This window comes from Serratia sp. CY27727 (assembly GCF_052169275.1).
GTDB lineage: Bacteria > Pseudomonadota > Gammaproteobacteria > Enterobacterales > Enterobacteriaceae > Serratia > Serratia sarumanii.
In genome coordinates this window covers 95,663-117,532 of the sequence record NZ_JBJNLB010000001.1, presented here as the reverse complement: position 1 = coordinate 117,532, position 21,870 = coordinate 95,663, and the positions used below count along the sequence as shown (strand labels likewise).

At 61.0% G+C, this 21,870-nt stretch carries 22 protein-coding genes; 7 read left to right on the top strand and 15 right to left on the bottom strand.

Features of this window, described 5'->3' with window-relative positions; all coding sequences use genetic code 11:
• The first annotated feature begins 163 nt into the window (after nt 1-163).
• A complete protein-coding gene (gene kdgR, locus ACJ8HB_RS00600) occupies nt 164-955 on the top strand; it encodes a DNA-binding transcriptional regulator KdgR (protein WP_060424267.1) in 792 nt (263 codons plus the stop codon).
• Between the two features lie 46 nt (nt 956-1,001).
• On the opposite strand, the gene ACJ8HB_RS00595 is transcribed toward kdgR, so the two are convergent.
• The 5 genes from ACJ8HB_RS00595 to phnR form a co-directional block, all read right to left on the bottom strand.
• The gene (locus ACJ8HB_RS00595; protein WP_041034829.1) at nt 1,002-1,805 is read right to left on the bottom strand and encodes an ABC transporter permease; all 804 of its coding nucleotides are present in this window, start codon (nt 1,803-1,805) and stop codon (nt 1,002-1,004) included.
• A gap of 2 nt (nt 1,806-1,807) precedes the next feature.
• A complete protein-coding gene (phnU, locus tag ACJ8HB_RS00590) occupies nt 1,808-2,671 on the bottom strand; it encodes a 2-aminoethylphosphonate ABC transporter permease subunit (RefSeq protein ID WP_060427719.1) in 864 nt (287 codons plus the stop codon).
• Between the two features lies 1 nt (nt 2,672).
• On the bottom strand, nt 2,673-3,803 hold the full coding sequence (gene phnT / locus ACJ8HB_RS00585) for a 2-aminoethylphosphonate ABC transport system ATP-binding subunit PhnT (RefSeq protein ID WP_370739128.1): 1,131 nt from the start codon (nt 3,801-3,803) through the stop codon (nt 2,673-2,675).
• A 2-nt stretch (nt 3,804-3,805) separates the two neighbouring features.
• On the bottom strand, nt 3,806-4,816 hold the full coding sequence (locus ACJ8HB_RS00580) for a 2-aminoethylphosphonate ABC transporter substrate-binding protein (RefSeq protein ID WP_094859798.1): 1,011 nt from the start codon (nt 4,814-4,816) through the stop codon (nt 3,806-3,808).
• A 175-nt stretch (nt 4,817-4,991) separates the two neighbouring features.
• Complete coding sequence (gene phnR, locus ACJ8HB_RS00575) at nt 4,992-5,711, bottom strand: phosphonate utilization transcriptional regulator PhnR (protein ID WP_033653907.1); 720 nt, start codon at nt 5,709-5,711, stop codon at nt 4,992-4,994.
• Nucleotides 5,712-5,866: 155 nt separating this feature from the next.
• Between phnR and phnW the strand changes: the two genes are divergently transcribed.
• A complete protein-coding gene (gene phnW / locus ACJ8HB_RS00570; protein WP_094859799.1) occupies nt 5,867-6,970 on the top strand; it encodes a 2-aminoethylphosphonate--pyruvate transaminase in 1,104 nt (367 codons plus the stop codon).
• 9 nt (nt 6,971-6,979) lie between these two features.
• Nucleotides 6,980-7,789: a phosphonoacetaldehyde hydrolase gene (gene phnX / locus ACJ8HB_RS00565; protein ID WP_060420797.1), complete on the top strand. Its 810-nt coding sequence runs from the start codon at nt 6,980-6,982 to the stop codon at nt 7,787-7,789.
• Nucleotides 7,790-7,852: 63 nt separating this feature from the next.
• Here phnX and ACJ8HB_RS00560 read toward each other — a convergent pair whose 3' ends face one another.
• The 4 genes from ACJ8HB_RS00560 to ACJ8HB_RS00545 all read right to left on the bottom strand — a co-directional run bounded on the left by ACJ8HB_RS00560 (nt 7,853) and on the right by ACJ8HB_RS00545 (nt 12,409).
• Nucleotides 7,853-9,244 (bottom strand): L-cystine transporter, encoded by a 1,392-nt coding sequence (locus ACJ8HB_RS00560; protein WP_160866760.1) that lies wholly within the window; start codon nt 9,242-9,244, stop codon nt 7,853-7,855.
• 181 nt (nt 9,245-9,425) lie between these two features.
• Nucleotides 9,426-9,974 carry a metal-dependent hydrolase gene (locus ACJ8HB_RS00555; RefSeq protein ID WP_049212644.1) on the bottom strand — a complete coding sequence of 183 codons (549 nt, stop codon included), beginning with the start codon at nt 9,972-9,974 and terminating at the stop codon, nt 9,426-9,428.
• Nucleotides 9,975-10,398: 424 nt separating this feature from the next.
• Nucleotides 10,399-11,064, bottom strand: a complete 666-nt coding sequence (gene hxpB / locus ACJ8HB_RS00550) for a hexitol phosphatase HxpB (RefSeq protein ID WP_033638306.1) — start codon at nt 11,062-11,064, stop codon at nt 10,399-10,401.
• 64 nt (nt 11,065-11,128) lie between these two features.
• Nucleotides 11,129-12,409, bottom strand: a complete 1,281-nt coding sequence (locus ACJ8HB_RS00545; RefSeq protein ID WP_060426241.1) for an HdeD family acid-resistance protein — start codon at nt 12,407-12,409, stop codon at nt 11,129-11,131.
• Between the two features lie 185 nt (nt 12,410-12,594).
• On the opposite strand from ACJ8HB_RS00545, the gene ACJ8HB_RS00540 reads away from it, so the two are divergent.
• A complete protein-coding gene (locus ACJ8HB_RS00540) occupies nt 12,595-13,155 on the top strand; it encodes a YniB family protein (protein WP_033638308.1) in 561 nt (186 codons plus the stop codon).
• Nucleotides 13,156-13,190: 35 nt separating this feature from the next.
• On the opposite strand, the gene ACJ8HB_RS00535 is transcribed toward ACJ8HB_RS00540, so the two are convergent.
• From ACJ8HB_RS00535 to ghoS, 6 genes are all read right to left on the bottom strand, one after another.
• Nucleotides 13,191-14,060: a fructosamine kinase family protein gene (locus ACJ8HB_RS00535; RefSeq protein WP_033642864.1), complete on the bottom strand. Its 870-nt coding sequence runs from the start codon at nt 14,058-14,060 to the stop codon at nt 13,191-13,193.
• Between the two features lie 240 nt (nt 14,061-14,300).
• Entirely contained in the window at nt 14,301-15,155 is an 855-nt protein-coding gene (locus ACJ8HB_RS00530) for a metal ABC transporter permease (RefSeq protein WP_033638310.1), read from the bottom strand.
• The gene (gene yfeC / locus ACJ8HB_RS00525) at nt 15,155-16,015 is read right to left on the bottom strand and encodes an iron/manganese ABC transporter permease subunit YfeC (protein WP_047567842.1); all 861 of its coding nucleotides are present in this window, start codon (nt 16,013-16,015) and stop codon (nt 15,155-15,157) included. Before yfeC ends, ACJ8HB_RS00530 begins: the two co-directional genes overlap by 1 nt.
• The gene (locus ACJ8HB_RS00520; RefSeq protein ID WP_033638312.1) at nt 16,015-16,905 is read right to left on the bottom strand and encodes a manganese/iron ABC transporter ATP-binding protein; all 891 of its coding nucleotides are present in this window, start codon (nt 16,903-16,905) and stop codon (nt 16,015-16,017) included. The genes yfeC and ACJ8HB_RS00520 overlap by 1 nt, the downstream gene beginning before the upstream one ends.
• Nucleotides 16,902-17,846 (bottom strand): metal ABC transporter substrate-binding protein, encoded by a 945-nt coding sequence (locus ACJ8HB_RS00515; protein WP_033638313.1) that lies wholly within the window; start codon nt 17,844-17,846, stop codon nt 16,902-16,904. Before ACJ8HB_RS00515 ends, ACJ8HB_RS00520 begins: the two co-directional genes overlap by 4 nt.
• Before the next feature lie 131 nt (nt 17,847-17,977).
• Nucleotides 17,978-18,277: a type V toxin-antitoxin system endoribonuclease antitoxin GhoS gene (gene ghoS, locus ACJ8HB_RS00510; RefSeq protein WP_033646321.1), complete on the bottom strand. Its 300-nt coding sequence runs from the start codon at nt 18,275-18,277 to the stop codon at nt 17,978-17,980.
• Nucleotides 18,278-18,386: 109 nt separating this feature from the next.
• On the opposite strand from ghoS, the gene ACJ8HB_RS00505 reads away from it, so the two are divergent.
• The 3 genes from ACJ8HB_RS00505 to ACJ8HB_RS00495 all read left to right on the top strand — a co-directional run bounded on the left by ACJ8HB_RS00505 (nt 18,387) and on the right by ACJ8HB_RS00495 (nt 21,869).
• Nucleotides 18,387-19,052 (top strand): transglycosylase SLT domain-containing protein, encoded by a 666-nt coding sequence (locus ACJ8HB_RS00505; RefSeq protein ID WP_025159924.1) that lies wholly within the window; start codon nt 18,387-18,389, stop codon nt 19,050-19,052.
• Between the two features lie 307 nt (nt 19,053-19,359).
• The gene (locus ACJ8HB_RS00500) at nt 19,360-20,085 is read left to right on the top strand and encodes a gluconate 2-dehydrogenase subunit 3 family protein (protein ID WP_033638317.1); all 726 of its coding nucleotides are present in this window, start codon (nt 19,360-19,362) and stop codon (nt 20,083-20,085) included.
• 2 nt (nt 20,086-20,087) lie between these two features.
• Nucleotides 20,088-21,869 (top strand): GMC family oxidoreductase, encoded by a 1,782-nt coding sequence (locus ACJ8HB_RS00495; RefSeq protein ID WP_004931432.1) that lies wholly within the window; start codon nt 20,088-20,090, stop codon nt 21,867-21,869.
• Nucleotide 21,870 lies beyond the last annotated feature (1 nt).

The window sequence follows — 21,870 nt, the reverse complement described above, 5'->3', positions numbered from 1 at the left end:
CCCTTGTCCGCTGAATTGTAAACGGCGGTGAGCGGGCCGGCGGTTATCCATTTGGCTTCAATCGCTTAGCGTTCAACTGCGTTGCGCGTCGCGATCTGTTCCGATTATACTGAAACCCTTGTTTAAATTTCCTGAAACAGAACCGTTAAGTAGGGTATTCGCCATGGCTAACGCAGATTCAGACAAGCAACCGGATGCCGTCTCATCCGTAATGAAAGTGTTCGGTATTTTGCAGGCGCTCGGCGATGAGCGCGAGATTGGCATTACTGAACTATCCCAGCGGGTGATGATGTCCAAAAGCACCGTCTACCGTTTTCTGCAGACCATGAAAGCGCTGGGCTACGTTTCGCAGGAAGGGGAGACGGAAAAATATGCGCTGACGCTCAAGCTGTTCGAGCTGGGCGCCAAATCGTTGCAGAACGTCGATCTGATCCGCAGCGCCGACGTGCAGATGCGCGAACTGTCGAACCGCACCCGCGAAACCATCCACCTTGGCGCCCTGGACGAGGACGGTATCGTCTATATCCACAAGATCGACGCGATGTACAACCTGCGCATGTATTCGCGCATCGGTCGCCGCAACCCGCTGCACAGCACCGCCATCGGTAAAGTGCTGCTGGCCTGGCGCGATCGGGATGAGGTGGCGCAGATCCTGTCGCAGATTGAATTTACCCGCAGCACCGAGCATACCCTGACCAGCGCCGCCGAACTGCTGCCGGTGCTGGAGCGGGTGCGTGAGCAGGGATACGGCGAAGATGCCGAAGAGCAGGAAGTGGGGATCCGTTGTATCGCGGTACCGGTATTCGATCGGTTTGGGGTGGCGATCGCCGGGTTGAGCATCTCCTTCCCGACGCTGCGCTTTTCCGAAGCGGCGCGGGAGGAGTATGTGGCGCTGTTGCACGTCGCCGCCCGGCGCATCAGTGAACAGCAGGGCTATTACGACTATCCGTTCTGACCCTTCGCTTCCATGAACAAGGCGCTGCCATGGCAGCGCCTTGTGGCTATTTAACGCCCGGCATCAGCCGCTGCGAAATCCGTTCCAGCACTAACATCAGCAACAGCGTGGCCGCCACCAGGATCATGGTCAGCGTCGCGCCGTTGGCGATGCTGCCGCGATCGGTCAGGCTGAAGATAGTGACCGGCAGCGTCGCCCAGCTCGGCGGGTAGATCATCATGGTCGCGCCCAGCTCTCCCATCGACAGCGACAGGCTGAGGGCGAAGGCGGAGATCATATAGGGGGCGATCATCGGCAGGGTGACGTGGCGCAGGCGGAACAGCGGCGAAGCGCCCAGGCTGGCGGCGACGTTCTCGTAGTCGCCAGGCAGCCGGGCCAGCCCGGCCATCACGTTGCCGAAGGTGAAGGCGGAAATCAGCACGAAGTGGGCGACGGGCACGATCAGGAAGGTGCCGTTCATCTGCAGCGGCCCCTGGCTGAACGCCACCAGCACCCCGAGACCTATCGACACCGAAGGCACCGCGCTGGGAATGAAGAACAGCGTGCTCAGCAGGCGCTGGCCGCGCCCCTGATGGTGGCGCAGCGCCAACGCCGCCCAGGTGCCGCACAGCAGCGCGAACAGGCTGGCGCTGAAACCGATAGCCAGGCTGGCGACCAGCGCGTCCCAGGAGGCGCCGCCAAAGGCCTGGCGGAAGTGGCTGAGGGTGAAACCGCTCGGCAGCACGCCGTTCCACTGTTCGCTCAGGCTGGACATCAGGATCACCGCCAGCGGCAGGCAGAAGAACAGCGCGAACAGCGTGACCGCCAGCGTGCAGGTCAGGGTGCGGCCGGTGCGAGACCAAATCAACATCGTCAGTTCCTCAGCCCGGCGCGCGCCGCGGCGTAGCGGTAAAGGGAGAACAGCCCGAGCGACAGCGCGATATTCACGACGGCGATCGCGCAGGCGACGGCGTAATCCGACTCCAGAATCGCTTTGGAGTAGACCATCATCGGCAGCGTGGTGACACCCTTGGCGCCAATAAACAGCACGATGCCGAACTCATTGGTGGTCAACAGCAGGCACAGGCTGCCGCCGGCCAGCAAGGCCGGCAGCGCGGCGGGCAAAATCACCTGGCGCACCACGCGCCCCGGCCGGGCGCCGAGGATGCTGGCGGCTTCGAGCTGGCTGCGATCGATCTGCGACAGCGCCGCCATCAGCGGACGCATTACCAGCGGCGTAAACACGGTGATTTCCGCCAGGATCACGCCCCAGATGGAGTAAAGAAAGTCTACCGGCGGCAGGGTAAAACCGAAGGTCGCCATCAGCGTACCGTTCAGCAGGCCGGCGGAGCCGTAGATAAAGGTGAAGGCCAAGGTGATCAGGAAGGTCGGCATGGCGATAAAGGTATCGATCACCCAGGCGATCAGCCGGCTGCCGGGGAACGGCGTGAACACCAGCAGCAGCGACAGCAGGGTGCCGAGCACCAGGCAGCCCAGCGTCGCCAGCAGCGCAATCTGCAGCGTATTGAGCAGGGCGCTGACAAAGCGTCGGGATTCGAACACCTGCTGCAGCGCGGCGGCGCTGAACAGCCCTTGATCGTCGGTAAACGCCTGTTTGACGATCAGCGCCAGCGGATAGAAAAACAGCGTCGCCAGCACCAGCAGCGGCAGCAGGATCCATAAACGGCGCGGTGAACGCGGCCGCCGGGCCGGGCGAATAAGCGTAGAGTCGGTCATGTCAGTCCTCGATCAGTACCGCGTCGTCAGGGGCGAAATAGAGCGGCACGCGCTCGCCGATCTGCGGCATCCGGCTCTGATGGGTGGTGACCACGCGCAGCGGGTGGCCTTGCGCGTCGAACTGCAGGTGCGTCAACTCCCCCTGCCAGTGAATATCGCGCAGCGTGCCGACGATGCAGTTGCTGCGCTGGGCATCGGCATCGAGCGCAATATGCTGCGGCCGAATGCACAGCAGTTTGTCGAAGCCGCGTTGTGCGCCGTAGGTGAAACAGCCGATCACTTTTCCGGCGCAGCTGACGGTGGTCATGCCTTGGCCGGCGGTGGTTTCCAGCGCGGTGGCCGGCAGCAGGTTGGCGCGGCCGAGGAACTCGGCGGCGAAGCGGTTTGTGGGATGACGGTACAGCGCGCGGGTCTCGCCGTGGGCGATCAGGTGGCCGTCGCGCATGATGCCAATCTTGTCCGCCAGCGTCAGCGCTTCGCCCTGATCGTGGGTGACGTACAGGATGGTCAGCTCCGGCAGCTCGCGGTGCAGGCGGGCGATCTCTTCCACCATGCTGTGGCGAATCTGCGCGTCCAGCGCCGACAGCGGTTCATCCAGCAGCAAGACTTTGGGGCGCACCGCGATGGCGCGGGCGATCGCCACGCGCTGCTGTTGGCCGCCGGAGAGCTGGCTGGGATAACGCCTGGCGTAGGCGGACATGCCGACGATGGCTAGCGCCTCCTCGACGCGCTCGGCGGTGAGGCCGCGCGGCTTGCCCTGGGCGCGCAGGCCGAACGCCACATTGTCCTCGACGCGCATATGCGGAAACAGCGCGTAGTTCTGTACCACCATGCCCAGACCGCGCTCATAGGGCGGCACGTCGGTGACATCGACGTCACCGATGGCAATACGCCCGGCGGAAGGCTGCACGAAACCGGCGATCGCCCGCAGCACGGTGGTTTTGCCCGAGCCGGAGGGGCCGATCAGCGCCAGCACTTCGCCGGGGGCGATGGTGAGCGTCAGGGGTTTCAGCACTTCGGTGCCGCGATACGACACGCTGACGCGGTCGAGTTGGATGCCCGACGGCCCGGCGATGTCGAGGCTGTTATCCTGTGCCTCGGCGCGGGAAGAGAGGGTAGAAGGCATTGTCAGCGTCATTCGGTCACCTTGTGCCAGCGTGAGATATCGGCGGACAGGCTGCTTACCACCTGATTCCAGTCCGGCGCCCAGATGTCCACGCCTTCCAGAGCCGCCTGCGACCGCTTGAAGTTATCGTCGGTCGGGATGACGTCCTTACGCACCGGCATGCCGTAGGACATGGCGCTAACGCTGCTCTGCGCTTCTTTGCTCAGCAGGAAGTCGATCAGCTTTTTGCCGTTGGCGCTTTGCGGCGCGCCTTGCACCAGGCCGACATAGTAAGGCAGCGCCAGCGTGCTGCGCTTGCCGTCCGGCCCGGCCGGCCAGAACACCTGCACGTTCGGGTTGCTGCGCATCTGCGCCAGGTTCATCTGCAGATCGCCGTTGGCCACCAACAGCTCGCCTTTATTGACCAGCGCGGTCAGCTTGCCGGTGGAAGCGGAAGGGCCGACGTTGTTGCTTTGCAGCTTGCCGAGGTAGTCGAAACCGGCGTCTTTGCTGCCGAAGCTGTGAAACGCCTGCAGCAATACTGCGGTGCCGTCACCGGCCTGGCCCGGCGTGGAGTACTGCAGCTTGTTGCGGAACTGCGCGTCCAGCAGCTGTTGATAGCTGGCGGGCGCCTGCGGCAACAGTTTGGCGTTATAGATGAAGCTCAGGTAGTTGTTTACCAGCGGCACGAACTGCGGCTGAGCGTTGGCGATCTGCGCCGCATCCTGCGGGGTGAAATCCTGCAGCAGTTTTTCCGCGGCGGCGCGCTGGATGAACGGCGGCGGCGTCACCAGCACGTCGGCCTGCGGGTTGCTGCGCTCTTTCGACAGCCGCTCTACGATGGCGCCGGAACCGCCTTCGACGTACTGCACCTTGATGCCGGTTGCCTGAGTGAAGGCGTCGAACTGGGTTTGATACCAGCTGTGATCGCCGGCGTGCAGACCATCGGCGGAGTAGACGGTCACCACCGCGTCGGCGGCCCAGGCCGGCGCGGTGCCGAGTGCGATGGCGGTCATCACGACCAGACGTGAAAGTTTCATAGCTTCAGCCTCACTGTTGCGGAATTATGCGTAACTGGTATACACCAGATATGCGGCCACGCTAATCGGCGAATATGACAAACAAATGAAAGCGGCAAAATATATTTGCCGGCAACGGGGAATTGGGCGTGGGGGAGAAAGGCGGGGCGGCGGGCGCAGCCCCTGTCATGCGGGGTTAAAGCGTATCGACTTCGATGCGCAGGCTGTCGTGGCGCCAGTACTCGATATCGAAATCGAGAATGCGGCCGTGCTGGTCGTAATTCAACCGGCGCAGCAATAAGGCGGGCAGGCCGACCATGGCGCCGAGCGCGTTGGCGGCGCGGTAAGGCAGGGCCGTCGGGTAGAACGACAGGTGCATGTTGCTGTAAATCAACGCGTAATGCTGTTGATAGACTTCGGTCAGGCTGCCGTTGAGATCGTGGCTGAGTAGTTCCGGCACCCGCTGCGGCAGGCAGTGGTTTTCGCAATAACAGATGGCGCGGCCGTCGGCGTAGCGCACGCGGCGCAGCAGATACACCTGGTCGAAGGGTTCGAGCGCCAGCGGCTGCATCACGTCGAGCGGCACCGTGGTTTTTTCGCCGGACAGCAGCGCGGTGCGCGGCGCGCGCCCCTGCTCCTGGCACAGGCGGTGGAAGTTGGTGTTCTGCGTCGGATCCAGCCACAGCCGTTCCGGCGTGACGAACCAGCCGCGGCGATCGGCGCGATAGATGGCGCCGGTGGCCTCCAGCTGCGCCAGGCTCTCGCGAATGGTAACGCGGGTGGTGGAGAAGATGGCGCACAGCTCGCGCTCCGAAGGCAGCTTATCGCCCGCCTGCAGCGCGCCGCGGGTGATGCGCGCCTGAAGCTGATCCTTGATCTGCAGGTAGTGGGGCATTTCGCCCTGATGTTCTTTCATTTCATCTCGCTATGGCATCGGCCCGTCATTCCGGCACGCGCTTATTATACATAGCCAGATGAATTTTTTGTTTCACCGCGCTTTGTCGTTTGACCAGGGAAGGAATTTGCCGCCACAATGCCTGCAATCTGGTATAGACCAAATAGGTGAATGACATGTCCGATCGAAACTACCTGCTGTTGACCCCCGGCCCGTTGACCACGTCGAAAACGGTAAAAGAGGCGATGCTGTTCGACAGCTGCACCTGGGATGAAGATTACAACCTGGGCGTGGTGCAAAGCATCCGGCAGCAGTTGGTGGCGCTGGCGACGCCGTCCGCCGGTTACACCTCGGTGTTGCTGCAGGGCAGCGGCAGCTTTGCGGTGGAGGGCGTGCTGGGCACGGTCATCGGCCCGCAGGACAAGCTGCTGATCGTCAACAACGGCGCCTATGGAGCGCGGATGATCGAAATGGCGCGGCTGATGGATATCGACCACCACGCTTTCGACTGCGGCGAGGTCAATGAGCCGGACGTGGCGGCGATGGAGGCGGTGCTGAAAAGCGATGCACGCATCAGCCATATCGCCATGGTGCACTGCGAAACCACCACCGGCATGCTCAACCCGCTGCAGAAGGTCGCCGGCCTGGCGGCGCGCAACGGCAAGACCTTTATCGTCGACGCCATGAGCAGCTTCGGCGGCATCCCGCTGGATGTGGACGCGCTGGGCATCGATTTTCTGATCAGCTCCGCCAACAAATGCATTCAGGGCGTGCCGGGCTTCGCTTTCGTCATCGCCCGCCGCAGCGAACTGGAGAAATGCGCCGGCCGCTCGCGCTCGCTGTCGCTGGATCTGTACGCCCAGTGGCGCTGTATGGAAGACCAGGCCGGAAAATGGCGCTTTACGTCGCCGACCCACACCGTGCTGGCCTTCGCGCAGGCGCTGAAAGAGCTGGAACAAGAGGGCGGCATTGCCGCGCGCCACCACCGCTATCAAACCAATCAGCGGCGGCTGGTGGCGGGCATGCGCGAGCTGGGCTTTGAGACTCTGCTCGATGACGCGTTGCATTCGCCGATCATCACCGCATTCTATTCGCCAAAGGCCGACACTTACCGCTTCGCCGAATTTTATCAGCGCCTGAAACAGCAAGGGTTTGTGATCTATCCCGGCAAAGTGTCGCAGAGCGACTGCTTCCGCATCGGCAACATCGGGGAAATTTATCCGCATGATATCGAACGTTTGCTGGCGGCCGTCGGGCAGGCGATGTACTGGAATCAATAAGGATTGACCATGAAACAGATCAACGCAGTGATCCTCGACTGGGCCGGCACCACGGTGGACTTCGGCTCCTTTGCGCCAACGCAGATTTTTGTCGAGGCATTCAAACAAACCTTCGATATCGACATCAGCCTGGCGGAGGCGCGCATTCCGATGGGGCTGGGCAAATGGCAGCACATTGAGGCGCTGGGCAAGCTGCCGGCGGTCGACGCGCGCTGGCGGCAGAAACTGGGCCGCTCGATGAGCCACCAGGATATCGACGCGCTGTATCAGGCGTTTATGCCGCTGCAAATCGCCAAAGTGATCGACTTCGCCGATCCCATCGAGGGTGTGCCACAGGTGATTGCCGGGCTGCGCGAACAGGGCATTAAAATCGGCTCCTGCTCCGGTTATCCGCGTGCGGTGATGGAGGTGCTGGTGCCTGCCGCCGCGCAGCGCGGCTACACGCCGGATTACTGGGTCGCCACTGACGATCTCGCGGCCGGCGGGCGGCCGGGGCCGTGGATGGCGCTGCAGAACGCCATCGCGCTGGGCATCGATGCGGTGGCGCACTGCGTGAAGGTGGACGACGCGGTGCCGGGCATTCATGAAGGGCTGAACGCCGGGATGTGGAGCGTCGGATTGGCGCTGTCCGGCAACGAGTTTGGCGCGACCTGGCAGGAGTACCGCCAAATGGCGGCGGCAGAGATCGAGCTGCGCCGTACGGCGGCCGCCGATAAGCTGTATGCGGCGGGCGCACATTATGTGATAGACACGCTGGCGCAATTGCCGGGCGTTATCGCCGACATCAACCGGCGGCTGGCGGACGGCGAGCGGCCGTAACGACCGGGCGCGGGGCATAAAAAAACCGGGGAGAATCCCCGGTTTTTTCGTTTTGAGACGGCGTTAACGGTGAGCCAATTCGACTTCGTCTTCGCTGTCCATCACGGTTTTGTCGGTTTGCTTCATCAGCTGGCTGGTGATGGTGCCCGCCGCCATGGAGCCGTTGACGTTCAGCGCGGTACGGCCCATGTCGATCAGCGGTTCGACCGAGATCAGCAGCGCGACCAGCGTCACCGGCAGGCCCATCGCCGGCAGCACGATCAGCGCGGCGAAGGTGGCGCCGCCGCCCACGCCCGCCACACCGGCGGAGCTGATGGTGACGATGCCGACCAGGGTGGCGATCCATACCGGATCCAGCGGGTTGATGCCGACGGTCGGCGCAACCATCACCGCCAGCATTGCCGGGTAGAGGCCTGCACAGCCGTTCTGGCCGATGGTGGCGCCGAACGACGCCGAGAAGCTGGCGATGGATTCCGGCACGCCCAGGCGACGGGTCTGCGCTTCCACGTTCAATGGAATGCTGGCGGCGCTGGAGCGGCTGGTGAAGGCGAAGGTGATCACCGGCCACACCTTGCGGAAGAATTTCAGCGGATTAACGCCGGTGAAGGCCAGCAGGGCGGCGTGAACCACGAACATGATGCCCAGGCCGATGTACGAGGCCACCACGAAGCTGCCGAGCTTGACGATGTCGTGAATGTTGGAACCGGCAACCACTTTGGTCATCAGCGCCAGCACGCCGTACGGCGTCAGTTTCATGACCAGACGCACCAGCTTCATCACCCAGGCTTGCAGGGTGTCGATAGCCACCAGCACGCGCTCGCCTTTCGGCTTGTCGTCATTCAGCAGCTGCAGCGACGCCACGCCGAGGAAGGTGGCGAAAATCACCACGCTGATGATCGACGTCGGGCTGGCGCCGGTCAGATCGGCGAACGGGTTTTTCGGGATGAACGACAGCACCATCTGCGGCACGGTCAGGTCGGCCAGTTTACCCACGTAGTTGGTCTGGATTGCCGTCAGGCGCGCGCTTTCCTGCGCGCCCTGCACCAGGCCTTCGGCGGTCAGGCCGAACAGGTTGGTGACCAGTACACCCACCAGCGCCGAGATCAGCGTGGTGAACAGCAGCGTGCCGATAGTCAGGACGCTGATTTTGCCCAGAGAAGAGGCGTTATGCAGCTTGGCCACCGCGCTCAGGATCGAGGCGAACACCAGCGGCATGACGATCATTTGCAGCAGCTGCACATAGCCGTTGCCGACGATGTTGAACCAGCTGATGGATTCTTTCAGTACCGGGTTGTCGGAGCCGTACACCAGCTGCAGGCCCAGGCCGAACACCACGCCGACCACCAGGCCGACCAGCACTTTTTTCGCCAGGCTCCATTGCTTGTGGCGGGTTTGCGCCAGCAGCAACAGGAGCGCGACAAACACCAGCACGTTAATCACGAGCGGAAAATTCATCCCCAATGTCTCCAATCATCTTTCTTATAAAAACGACTACGCATCACGTATGTCGCGATGTAAATATCGTAACAGTTTGCCGAGTTGCCCACTTATATCCAAATGGAATTTGATATAGCTTTTTGTGTGTTTTTGTTCGTTTTATATACATGAAGGTGATTGGTTGAGCGTATTTTTGTGATCAGAGTCTAATATTTCTGATTTGCTCGACATAGGATTGCACCGGCAGGGTGAAATCACCTTGCCAGCAGATGGCAAACGCCACCAGGCATAGACACAACACACGCTCCAGCTGGTTGCCCTTTTGCGAGTTGAGCAGCGGCAGGCGAAAACGCCAGCGGCACGGCCACAGCAGCGGAACGCCGGCGGGGGTGAGCATATCGGCCAGCAGATGGCTGAAGTAACCGATGATCATGGCGTGCAGCGCGTCGGCCGGGATCGGCCAGCTGCGCGGCACGTCCAACTGGAACAGCGCCATGCCGCCGGCGATCGCCAGCAGGCTGTGGGTGAAACCGCGGTGGCCGAATGCGCGGGCGATGGGAATGGCGAGCCAGCGCAGACGCTGGCCCAGCACCGACTTGGGGTGATCAATGTCCGGCAGCAGCGAGGTCAGCAGCGCGGCGGGTATGATGTGCCACCAGTCGCCGGTAGCCAGCTCTGGCGTCACTTCCGCCTTCTTGGCGAAGATCGCGCAAGCGACAGAGAATATAAGGTGTCCTTCCGCGGTCATGCTGTTGCGATTCCGGCTGGTAAACTGTTAATTTATCCAGTATATGGGAAAATTCCCAGTAGTGGAAGCAGTTACCCTGTAACCAATTGTTTATTTTCCCCTGTTTTACAACGGGTTGTTACGGCAATGCGTAACAAATCATCGCTTTTGACGGGCGTGAACAAAAAGCGGGCAATGGGCGGTGCGGAACGGAGAGAAACAAGGGTGGTTTTCAGTACGCAGCGGCGGGAGGAAGCGGCGGCCTTGAACAGCGCTGCGTGGCAGTGACAACGCTCCACGGGCCGTCGCTTTCCCTGCCGCCCAGCATAATAATAACAACATGCCAATTCAATAATAATGAAACACTGTTTCGTTTGTTTTGCGGCGCGGATCCCCTTTATGCGCAGAGCGGCAAAGCCAGGGCGCCGGTGGCCGGCGCCGCAGGTCAGGCAAAGTGGGCGGGGGTGAGCTGTTCCAGGGTCTCCAGCTGGTGGTCCGCCAGCGCCCAGCGCGGATCGTGGCGGTATTCGGCGGCCGGGATGACGATGGAACGCATGCGCGCGGCCTTGGTGGCGATCATGCCGTTAAAGGAGTCTTCCAGCGTGATGCAGCGCAGCGGATCGCTGCCCAGGCGCTCGGCGGCGATCAGGTAGACCTCCGGATGCGGTTTGCTGTACGGCAGGTATTCGGCGGAAACCAGCTGATCGAAGTAGCCCTCAAGATCGAACATCTTCAGCACCTGCCGTTGCATGTGCAGCGGCGAGGCGGAGGCGAGGCCGATGTTCAGCCCCTGCTCGCGGCACAGCTCCAGCGCCTGCCGGACGCCCGGCAGCAGCGGGCGCGTCTCGTGCACCAGCTCGATGGCGCGTTCGATAATCCGCGCCGACACCTCATCGAGCGATACGCCTTGCCACGGCATCGCCTGGTACCACATCTTCACCACCAGATCGATGCGCAGCCCCAGGGTGTCCGGCAGCTTGTGGCGATCGGACAGATCCAGACCCAGCGCGCCGAAGATATCCAGCTCGGCCTGCAGCCACAGCGGTTCCGAGTCGATCAACAAGCCGTCCATATCAAAAATTGCGGTTTCAATGCGTTGCGAATAAGCCATTAACGGTTAACTCCTGCCGGCGCGGGTGAATGTGCCCGATACTCTATCATCGCCGGTGGTGAGACTAAAATCTTTGCCTGCGCGTTTGGCTTTTGCCAAAGCGAAGGATATTCCACACCTCGCGTAATTTTAACCACCAGCGTTGGTGTTGGCGCTCGGTGACCTGTTGCAACATGCGGGCATAGTCCAGCACCAGTCCCGGCGTCCAGGTCATGCTTTCGCCACGGCTGCGCAGCACCGCCAGCATCCACAGATTGGGATCCAGCACCAATAACAGAAAACGGCGCCACAGATGTTTATCGCCCAGCACGCCCTCCAGCGCGCTGTCGAGTGCGCCGATGACCGTGGTGGAGCAGTTGCGCCGAGTCAGGTTGTAAGTCGCGTCCTGCCGATACCGCCGCCAGAATGCGCGCAGCGCCGCCGGGTTATAGCGATAGAACTGAATTTTCTTGTCCGGCGGGCACCAGGCGGCGATCTCGCCCGGCAGGTCGGGCAGGAAACGCCCGTCGACGTTGTTCTGTTCGCCGGCATGCAGCAACTGGCGGAAATCCTGAACGGAATGGCTGATGTCGTTGAGCGGGTAGTGACTGATATACACATCCGGCGCGAGCGCCAGGGCGGCATGACCGGTGGAGATATTGCCGCCGCCGTCGACCGCCGCGATGTATCGGTCGACGATGTAACGCCGGCGTGGATCTTTAGCCGCACCAATCGGTGTCCAGACATACACCGTGAGCGGCGTAGCCTCGTCCGCCGGGGGCGGTGGCTGCCGCGCGGGGTGCTGATTCAGAGAGAAGCTTGCCAGCCTCCGGGCGATACGCAATAAAGCCCAGCCGGAAAGCACCATCATCACGCCGAGGCAAAAGGGCACCGTCATCCGGTGCGGCGCCGGCCAGCCGACAAAAATCATCAACGAAAGCAGGATCTCGCCGCCGCCCGCCAGCGCCACGGCTTTCCATCGACTGTGTTGAATCACCGTGGAGGAGGCGATGCGCACGGCGCCGTCAAGCAGCAGCGCGCTGCCAAACACCACGGTGGCGACGATGTTATCGTCTGCGGGCACGTCCAACATTAAAAAGGCCATAAACACGAAGCCCAGCCCCTTCAGCAGCACCGGCCTGCTGGCAGAAGAGCCGATCACCAGCGCGGCGGATATCGCCACCAGCCCCTCCAGCGCCAGGATGACCGCCAGCGCATCCAGCGCCAGCACGGATCGGCCATCCTGCAGTATGTCGAACAGCACCAGCGCCCCTGCGGCTATCCACAGCCAACCGAACAGCACCAGCAGGCGGCGCTGGCCGTGCAGCGCCTGCGCGCCCAGCAATAAGATAATCAGTCGAATCATGGCGGCCTCTGCCCGAATGGATAACTTTATCTCTTCAATGATAGTGCCCGGACGGCGTTAAGCAGTTGATTTCGGCGAATTCGGCTAAGCTTGTAGCACAGCGGGAATGAAGAAAACGGTGGGCGAGCTTTGCCAACTGCAGGTAGACTTAGCCGATTCGGTTACGTCGCTAACAAGGGGAACACATGACGTATCAACAGGCCGGGCGTATCGCCATTTTGAAACGCATTCTCGGATGGGTGGTTTTTATCCCGGCGTTGCTGTCGACGCTGATTTCAGTGCTGGGCTTTGTCTACCAGCACAGTGAAAAAACCAAGGGCATCAACGCGGTGATGCTGGATTTTGTCCACGTGATGGTGGACATGGTGCGTTTCAATACGCCGTTCCTGAACCTTTTCTGGTACAACTCCCCGGTGCCTGACGTGGATAAAAGCCTGTTCAGCGGCGCCAATCTGATGTTCATCATCATCTACATACTGATCTTCGTCGGGCTGGCGCTGCAGGCTTCCGGCGCGCGCATGTCGCGCCAGGTCAAGTTCATCCGCGAAGGGTTGGAAGACCAGATGATCCTGGAGCAGGCCAAGGGCAGCGAAGGGCACACGCGCCAGCAGCTGGAGGAGCGCATTACGCTGCCGCACCACACCATCTTCCTGCAATACTTCCCGCTGTACATCCTGCCGATCGTGATTGCGGTGATCGCCTGGTTCGTGATCCGCCTGTTGGGGCAGTTGGCCGGCGCGGCCTGAGGCATGAACGGGGCGCCGAGCGGCGCCCCGGAACGTTACGACGCCTCGGGCTGCAACAGCGCCTCCACCGCGCGTTGCGCAGCCACCAGATGCTGGCCGCCGAACAGGTTGCTGCGGTTGAGCAGGTAGTACAGCTGATACAGCGGCTGGCGCTCGATAAACCCGGCACCCAGAGGCCACACGCTCTGATAGCCGTCGTAGATCTGCGGCGGCAGCTCCGGATACAGCGGCAGCATCGCCAAATCGCACTCTCGGTCGCCCCAGTAACTGGCCGGGTCGAACAGAATCGGCCCGTTGGCGGTCATCGCGCAGTTGCCCGGCCACAGGTTGCCGTGCAGCAGGGAAGGCTGCGGCTGGTGGTGCTGCAAGCGCAGATACACCCGATCGACGATGTCGTCGATATCGCCGAAGGTCATGCCTTTCTCCGCCGCCAGCTGCAGCTGCCAGCCGATGCGCTGCTCGGCGAAGAATTCCGACCAGCGGCGCTGCCAGGCGTTGGGTTGCGGGGTGGTGGTCAGATCGCTGTCGAAGTCGAGACCGAACTGCGGTTGCTCGCTCCACTGGTGCAGATGCGCCAGCTGCTGGCCCAGGCAGTAGGCGCCGTGGGCGTCGAGGGGTTTCAGCTGCTGATACTCCAGCAGCAGGAAGCTGTAGTCGCGATCGCTGCCGACGCCGTACACTTCCGGCACCCGCACGCTTTTGCTGCGCGCCAGCAACGCCAGCTGATCGGCCTCGGCGGTGAATATCGGCAGTTGTTCCCGGGCGTCGCATTTCACGAACACCTCGTTGTCACCGTAACTCACGCGCCACGCCGGGTGAATGTCGCCCCCGGGCAGTTCAATCCTTTCGCGTATCTCTGCGCTGCCAAGATGTTCACTTAACAGACGGCTAACGGCTTGCCACATGGTATCTCCCCCCTCTGTGCTGCCTGATAATTCATTAGGTTAGCGTCTTTCCCGTGGTGAAAACACGACGCGGCGCACAGCCGGCGTCAAAGGCGGCGATTTTTTCAGCGTCTCGCCAGCTCAAAGTATATACCCTATTGATTAATTTAAGCGCAATACCGGTTGCAACTTGATGACAACAACGCAATGAGCGGGGGCAGGCGATGCGGCGAGCAGAGGGCATCGCCGCATCGGAGGGGATTAACCGCCGGTGAGGGCGGTTTGGTTACGCTGTAACGGACGCAGCTTGCTGTACAGCAAGGCGATAACGAACAGCACGGCCTGTACGATGACGATGCAGGGCCCGGTGGCGCCGTCGATGTGGAAGCTGATCAGGGTGCCAAGCACGCAGGAGAACACCGACACCACCGTCGCCACCACCAGCATGCGTTCGAAGCGGCGGCACAGCATAAAGGCGATGATGCCCGGGGCGATCAGCATGGCGATCACCAGGATCACCCCCACGGCCTGCAGCGAGGCGACGATGGTCATCGCCAGCAGGCACAGCAGCCCGTAGTGCAGCAGCTTGACCGGCAGGCCAATCACCCGCGCATGATGCGGATCGAAGCAGTACAGCATGAAGTCTTTGCGCTTGAGCAGCACCACCGCCAGTGTGATGCCGGCGATGAGCAGGGTTTGCTTCAGCTCGCCGTCGGTAATGCCCAGCATGTTGCCGAACAAAATGTGGCTCAGGTGCTGGTCGGTATCGATGCGTGAGAACAGCACCAGGCCGAAGGCGAACATGCCGGAAAAGACGATGCCCATCACCGTGTCTTCTTTCACCCGGCTGTTCTCTTTCAGGTAGCCGGTGGCTACAGCACAGAAGATGCCGGAAAGGAAGGCGCCGATCGCCAGCGGAATGCCGACCACGAACGCCACCACGATGCCGGGCAGCACCGCGTGCGAGATGGCGTCGCCCATCAGCGACCAGCCTTTGAGCACCAGATAACAGGAGAGCACGGCGCACACCACGCCGGTGACGATGGCGGCGACGATCGCCCGCTGCATGAACGGGTAGGCGAAGGGTTCGCTGAGCAGTTGATACAGGGTGTCCATCAGCGGCCTCCGGTTTGCGAATGCGCCACGCGACGTTTTGCCGCCAGCAGGCCGTGTTTCGGCGCGAAGAAGAACGCCGCCAGGAACACCAGCGTTTGCAGGGTGACGATCACCCCCCCGGTGGCGCCGTCGAGGAAGAAGCTCAGGTAGGCGCCGATGCCGCTGGTCAATGCGCCGATGATGATGGCGATGATCACCAGCCGGCTGAAGCGATCGGTCAACAGATAGGCGGTAGCGCCCGGCGTGATCACCATGGCGATCACCAAAATGGCGCCGACGGTTTGCAGCGCGGCGACGGTGCAGGCGCTGAGCAGGGTGAAGAACAGGATCTTCAGTCGCAGCGGCGACAGGCCGATCGACACCGCGTGGCTTTCGTCGAAGAACACCGCCAGCAGGTCTTTCCACACCAGGCACAGGATCAGCAGCGAAACGCCGATAATGATTTCCACCTGCAGCACGTCTTCATCGGCGATGCCGAGGATGTTGCCGAAGATGATCGACTGCACGTTGACCGAGGTGGGGTTGAGCGACACGATCAGCAGGCCGACGGCGAAGAAGGTGGAGAAGATAAAGCCGATGATGGCGTCTTCGCGCAGCCGGGTGATGTGGCGCACCAGCGTCATCGCCAGCGCCGCCAGCATGCCGGTGAAGAAGGCGCCGGCGGCGTAGGGCAGGCCGAGGGCGTAGGCGCCGGCCACGCCGGGCACCACCGAGTGCGACAGCGCATCGCCCATCAGCGACCACCCTTTCAACATCAGGTAGGCGGACAGGAACGCGCAGGCGGCGCCGACGATGGCGCTGACCCAGATGGCTTTCACCATGTAGTTGTAACTGAAAGGTTGCAGCAGAAGGTCCAGCATCAGGATTGTTTCTCCCTGGCCTGGCTGTTGGCCGGCGGATCGCTCTTGGTGTGGCCGTAGAACACCGCCGGGCGCTCATCGTCGGTCAACACCGTAACGGTGCGCGGATCGTTGTCGTCGTGCAGATCCGGGCCGGAGAGGTTGATATGGCGCAGCACGCCGCCGAACGCCTGCTCCAGATTGCTCTGGGTGAAGGTGGTCTCGGTCGGGCCGGCGGCCAGCACCGTGCGGTTGATGAGGATCACCCGATCGCAAAACTCCGGCACGCTGCCGAGGTTGTGGGTGGAGACCAGGATCAGGTGCCCCTCGTCGCGCAATGCGCGCAGCAGATCGATAATGGCATTCTCGGTTTTCACATCCACGCCGGTGAACGGTTCATCCAGCAGCAGCACGGTGCCCTGTTGTGCCAGCGCGCGCGCCAGAAACACGCGCTTCTTCTGGCCGCCCGACAGCTCGCCGATCTGTCGGCCGCGCAGCTCGCTCAGGCCGACGCGCTCCAGCGCCTTGTCGACCCGCAGCCGATCCTCGCGCGACGGAATGCGCAGGAAGTTCATCTTGCCGTAGCGGCCCATCATCACCACGTCTTCCACCAGCACCGGGAAGTTCCAATCGACGTCTTCGGTCTGCGGCACGTAGGCGATCAGATTCTTTTTCAGCGCCTCCGCCACCGGTTTGTCGCTCAGCGACACCCGGCCGGCGGTGGGCCTGACCAGGCCCATGATGCTTTTGAACAACGTCGACTTGCCGCTGCCGTTGACGCCGACCAGCGCGCAGATCGAACCGCCGCTCAGGGTAAAGCTGGCGTTGTGAATGGCGGTGTGTCCGTTGTTGTAGGTCACTGTGACGTCGTCCACGTTCAACTCAGGGCGGACAAACGGTTCATGGGTCATTGATCGAATCCTTTGGCGATGGTTTGCACGGTGGTGTTAAGCAGGTCGATGTAGGTCGGCACCGGACCGTCGCGGGTGGACAGCGAGTCTACGTACAGCACGCCGCCGTATTTGGCGCCGGTTTCTTTCGCCACCTGTTTGGCCGGCTTGTCGGAAATGGTGCTCTCGCTGAACACTACCGGAATATGGTGGGCGCGCACTGCGTCGATCACCCGGCGCACCTGCTGCGGCGAGCCTTGCTCATCGGCGTTGATCGGCCACAGATAGACTTCTTTCAGCTGATAGTCCTGCGCCAGGTAGCTGAAGGCGCCTTCGCTGGTCACCAGCCAGCGCTGTGCGGCCGGAATGCGCGCCAGGCGTTCGCGCAGCGGGGCGTCCAGCGCGCCGATTTTCTCTGCGTAGGCTTTGGCATTGCGGTTATAGGTTGCCGCGTTGGCCGGATCGTGCTCCACCAGCGCTTTGCGGATGTTCTCGATGTATACCAGCGCGTTGCTCGGCGACATCCAGGCGTGCGGATTAGGGTTGCCGTTATACGGTCCTTCGCGGATCGGCAGCGGGGTAATGCCTTCGGTGACTACCGCCGCCGGCACCTGCTTGATGTTTTCGAAGAAACGCTGGAACCAGCGTTCCAGGTTCATGCCGTTCCACAGGATCAGGTCGGCGTGCTGCGCTTTGACGATATCGCGCGGGGTCGGTTGATAGTCGTGGATCTCGGCGCCCGGCTTGGTGATGGATTCTACCACGGCGGCATCACCCGCCACGTTCTGGGCGATGTCCTGAATGATGGTAAAGGTCGTCACCACGCGCAGCTTTTTTTCCGCCAGCGCGTTTTGGCTGACCAAGGCGGCGCCGAGCAGCAGGCAGGCGAGCGTGAAAGGGCGTAACAGTGTGGCAGCGCGGAAAGGGCGACTGCGACGAAAAGCGCAACTTATCAATGGCATGATGACGTCTCCTGGTTCAAATGAAAATGATTATCAATATCAATTGAAGCAAAGTCAAGCGTCACTTGCCCACCGCCGGCGGGGTACATCTTCAACTGAAAAAATAATACCCTCCGGGAAGTTATAGCATTTTATGTATCAGTATGTAACCGCTGAAGGTAGTCCTTACAGGCGCATATCGCCACCTCCGGCTGTTTTCCCAATGCCAACTGCCCGAACCCCTGTGCCAGGCGCTGTACATCCTCTTGATCCAGCACGGTTATGAACGCAAAACTGTTGCTGCCGAGCTCATGGTGCACGCCATTTTCGTCTGTCACCGACGTGACAAAACCTTCGCGCGTCAATTGCCCGGTCAGCTTCGCCAGGTCGGTTAATCCCTCTTCCTGATAGCGAAAAGTCACCACAAAGCAGTTTGTTGCAGATTGACTCATAAATCACCTCTTGGTATATGGATAGCTTGAGATTAGCCCAAAAAATTACTGCAGGTGTCCTTACAAGTTGTATATGCTACGCAACTCATTGAAAGGAGTGAGGGATTCTGTGAAAACAAAAATAGGTTGCCTTACGGCAATTTTGCTTTTGTCGGGGTGCGCCAAAGATCCGCAAACGGCAAGCAATATTTCAGGCAGTGGCACAACGCGCGGCGGTTGGTTAAAACCCCCTCCGCAGGCACCGGTAAACCGCACAGGCACGCCGGTTGTCTATAACGATTACATTCGTCAGGCCGCCAGCAACTACGGCGTTGACGAAACGCTGATTAAAGCGATTATTCAGGTGGAGTCCGGGTTTAACCCGAACGTGGTCAGCACCTCGAACGCAGTGGGATTGATGCAGCTTAAGGCTTCTACCGCCGGCCGCGACGCCTATCGCATGAAAGGACGAAGCGGGCAACCCAGCTCGCGTGAGCTGAAGGATCCGGCGGTCAATATTGATCTGGGAACGGCCTATATCAATATTCTTCAAAGCCAGCAGCTAGCCGGGATCAACAACCCACAGACTTTGCGTTATGCCACCATCGTTTCGTACGTGAATGGGGCGGGCGCCATGTTGCGTACCTTCTCATCGGACAAGCGTGTGGCGGTCAATCGCATCAATCAGATGAGCCCGGATGAGTTTTATCAGCACATCCAGAAAAAGCATCCGGCGCCGCAGGCACCGCGCTATTTGTGGAAGGTGACCACCGCCTATCAGGCGATGTCGCAGTAACCCTCTCTCTTGTCGAATCGGCCGCTGAACGCGGCCGATTTTGTTTCCGGCACCGTTCCAGCGCGCGAGCTGCTTCTCATTTTTCGTTATTTCCTCACCGCTTATCGGAAAAACCGCACGAAAAGTTAAATTTACGTTAGCAGATAAATCTTTACGTTCATTCAATAAGTTACCGGTAACATTTTTGCGCTTGGATGCATTCTGACCTTCAATAAATATACAAATAAGTAACAAATTATTTTAAAAACCCGTATCGAACGCAAGGTTGCGGTTAAATAGTTGTGACTATCTTTGGATGGAATGTGACATGTCGAATCATAAAACCAACAATTCGCGGCGCGATTTCTTGTTGAAATCGATGACCTTAATTCCTGCGGCGGTAATTGGTGGCAGCGGCGTTGGCGCGCTGACGGCACCGACACCGGCGGTCGCGGCCTCGAACACCTCAACGCAGAACGATTACCAACCGACCTTTTTCACCCCGGAAGAGTGGGCCTTCATCAAGGCCGCCGTGGCGCGCCTGATCCCGGCCGACGAGCGCGGCCCAGGCGCACTGGAAGCCGGCGTGCCGGAGTTTATCGATCGCCAGATGAATACCCCGTACGCCACCGGCGCCATCTGGTACATGCAGGGGCCGTTCAACCCCGATGTGCCGAAGGAGATGGGCTATCAGCTGCCGCTGGTACCCAAGCAAATCTACAACCTCGGCATCAGTGACGCCGACGCCTACAGCAAGAAAACCGCCGGCAAGCCCTTCGCCGAACTGGATGGCGCGCAGCAAGACGCCATGCTGCAAAAGTTCGAGTCCGGCGAGGCGGAGTTCCCGCAGCTGCCGTCGAAACTGTTCTTCTCCTATCTGCTGCAAAACACCCGCGAAGGTTTCTTCAGCGATCCCATCCATGGCGGCAACAAAGACATGGTGGGCTGGAAGCTGATTAATTTTCCGGGCGCGCGCGCCGATTTTATGGACTGGGTTGAGCGAGGGGAGCGTTATCCCTTCCCGCCGGTTTCGATTCGTGGGGAGAGGGGCTAAGCATGGCAACGGTAATGAAAAAAGTAGACGCGGTGATCGTCGGCTTCGGCTGGGTGGGCGCGATCATGGCCAAAGAGCTGACCGAGGCCGGCCTCAACGTGGTGGCGCTGGAGCGCGGCCCGATGCGCGACACCTATCCGGACGGGTCTTATCCGCAGGTGATCGACGAGCTGACCTATAACATCCGCCGCAAACTGTTCCAGGATCTGTCGAAAAGCACCGTCACCATTCGCCATAACAGCAGCCAGACCGCGGTGCCTTACCGCCAGCTGGCGGCGTTCCTGCCGGGCACCGGCGTCGGCGGCGCCGGTTTGCACTGGTCGGGCGTGCATTTCCGCGTCGATCCGATCGAACTGCGCATGCGCAGCCACTATGAAGAGCGCTACGGCAAAAACTTCATTCCGAAGGACATGACCATCCAGGACTTCGGCGTGACCTACGACGAGCTGGAACCGTTCTTCGACAAGGCGGAGAAAGTGTTCGGCACCTCCGGCACCGCCTGGACCATCAAAGGGCAGAAAGTGGCGCAGAAGGGCGGCAACCGCTTTGCGCCGGATCGCTCCGACGATTTCCCGCTGCCGGCGCAGAAAAATACCTACTCCGCCCAACTGTTCGAGAAAGCGGCGCTGGAGGTGGGTTACCACCCTTACAACCTGCCGTCCGCCAACACCTCGGACTCTTACACCAATCCGTACGGCGCGCAGATGGGCCCGTGCAACTTCTGCGGTTTCTGCAGCGGCTACGCCTGCTACATGTATTCCAAGGCCTCGCCGAACGTCAACATCTTGCCGGCGCTGCGCATGGAGAAACGCTTCGAGCTGCGCACCAACGCCAACGTGCTGAAGGTCAACCTGACCGACGACAAGTCCCGCGCCACCGGCGTGAACTACGTCGATGCGCAGGGGCGCGAGATTGAACAGCCGGCCGATCTGGTGATCCTGGGCGCGTTCCAGTTCCACAACGTGCATCTGATGCTGCTGTCCGGCATCGGCAAGCCTTACGATCCGGTGACCGGCGAGGGTGTGGTCGGGCGTAACTTCGCCTACCAGAACATGACCACCATCAAGGCGTTCTTCGATAAAGACGTGTTCACCAACCCGTTTATCGGCGCCGGCGGCAACGGCGTGGGCGTGGACGACTTCAACGCCGACAACTTCGACCATGCCAAAGAAGGCTTCGTCGGCGGTTCGCCGTTCTGGGTCAACCAGGCGGGCACCAAGCCGATCTCCGGTCTGCCGACGCCTCCGGGCACCCCGGCCTGGGGCAGCAAATGGAAAGCGGCGGTGGCGGATGCTTACACTCACCACGTTTCGATGGACGCCCACGGCGCGCACCAGTCGTACCGCAACAACTATCTGGATCTCGATCCCAACTACAAGAACGTCTTTGGCCAGCCGCTGCTGCGCATGACGTTCGACTGGCAGGAGAACGACATCAAGATGGCGCAGTTCATGTACGACAAGATGGCGCCGATCGCCAAGGCGATGAACCCGAAACTGATCGCCGGCAGCCCGAAAAACGCCAACAGCCACTTCGACACCACCAGCTACCAGACCACCCACATGAACGGCGGCGCGGTGATGGGGGAAGATCCGAAGACCAGCGCGGTCAACCGCTATCTGCAGAGCTGGGACGTGCACAACGTGTTCTCGATCGGCGCATCGGCCTTCCCGCAGGGGCTGGGCTACAACCCGACCGGCACCGTGGCGGCGCTGGCTTACTGGTCTGCCCGCGCCATTCGCGAGCAGTATCTGAAAAACCCAGGCCCATTGGTGCAGGCATAAG

What these genes read in the sequence shown, in the direction of transcription:
- ACJ8HB_RS00555 (WP_049212644.1), bottom strand. Translation starts at nt 9,974, where the DNA reads ATGACCGCGGAAGGACACCTTATATTCTCTGTCGCTTGCGCGATCTTC.
- phnW (WP_094859799.1), top strand. Translation starts at nt 5,867, where the DNA reads ATGTCCGATCGAAACTACCTGCTGTTGACCCCCGGCCCGTTGACCACG.
- ACJ8HB_RS00520 (WP_033638312.1), bottom strand. Translation starts at nt 16,905, where the DNA reads ATGACCCATGAACCGTTTGTCCGCCCTGAGTTGAACGTGGACGACGTC.
- phnR (WP_033653907.1), bottom strand. Translation starts at nt 5,711, where the DNA reads ATGAAAGAACATCAGGGCGAAATGCCCCACTACCTGCAGATCAAGGAT.
- ACJ8HB_RS00580 (WP_094859798.1), bottom strand. Translation starts at nt 4,816, where the DNA reads ATGAAACTTTCACGTCTGGTCGTGATGACCGCCATCGCACTCGGCACC.
- phnU (WP_060427719.1), bottom strand. Translation starts at nt 2,671, where the DNA reads ATGACCGACTCTACGCTTATTCGCCCGGCCCGGCGGCCGCGTTCACCG.
- yfeC (WP_047567842.1), bottom strand. Translation starts at nt 16,015, where the DNA reads ATGCTGGACCTTCTGCTGCAACCTTTCAGTTACAACTACATGGTGAAA.
- ACJ8HB_RS00530 (WP_033638310.1), bottom strand. Translation starts at nt 15,155, where the DNA reads ATGGACACCCTGTATCAACTGCTCAGCGAACCCTTCGCCTACCCGTTC.
- ACJ8HB_RS00495 (WP_004931432.1), top strand. Translation starts at nt 20,088, where the DNA reads ATGGCAACGGTAATGAAAAAAGTAGACGCGGTGATCGTCGGCTTCGGC.
- ACJ8HB_RS00560 (WP_160866760.1), bottom strand. Translation starts at nt 9,244, where the DNA reads ATGAATTTTCCGCTCGTGATTAACGTGCTGGTGTTTGTCGCGCTCCTG.
- phnX (WP_060420797.1), top strand. Translation starts at nt 6,980, where the DNA reads ATGAAACAGATCAACGCAGTGATCCTCGACTGGGCCGGCACCACGGTG.
- ACJ8HB_RS00500 (WP_033638317.1), top strand. Translation starts at nt 19,360, where the DNA reads ATGTCGAATCATAAAACCAACAATTCGCGGCGCGATTTCTTGTTGAAA.
- ghoS (WP_033646321.1), bottom strand. Translation starts at nt 18,277, where the DNA reads ATGAGTCAATCTGCAACAAACTGCTTTGTGGTGACTTTTCGCTATCAG.
- ACJ8HB_RS00595 (WP_041034829.1), bottom strand. Translation starts at nt 1,805, where the DNA reads ATGTTGATTTGGTCTCGCACCGGCCGCACCCTGACCTGCACGCTGGCG.
- ACJ8HB_RS00515 (WP_033638313.1), bottom strand. Translation starts at nt 17,846, where the DNA reads ATGCCATTGATAAGTTGCGCTTTTCGTCGCAGTCGCCCTTTCCGCGCT.
- ACJ8HB_RS00540 (WP_033638308.1), top strand. Translation starts at nt 12,595, where the DNA reads ATGACGTATCAACAGGCCGGGCGTATCGCCATTTTGAAACGCATTCTC.
- ACJ8HB_RS00535 (WP_033642864.1), bottom strand. Translation starts at nt 14,060, where the DNA reads ATGTGGCAAGCCGTTAGCCGTCTGTTAAGTGAACATCTTGGCAGCGCA.
- hxpB (WP_033638306.1), bottom strand. Translation starts at nt 11,064, where the DNA reads ATGGCTTATTCGCAACGCATTGAAACCGCAATTTTTGATATGGACGGC.
- kdgR (WP_060424267.1), top strand. Translation starts at nt 164, where the DNA reads ATGGCTAACGCAGATTCAGACAAGCAACCGGATGCCGTCTCATCCGTA.
- ACJ8HB_RS00545 (WP_060426241.1), bottom strand. Translation starts at nt 12,409, where the DNA reads ATGATTCGACTGATTATCTTATTGCTGGGCGCGCAGGCGCTGCACGGC.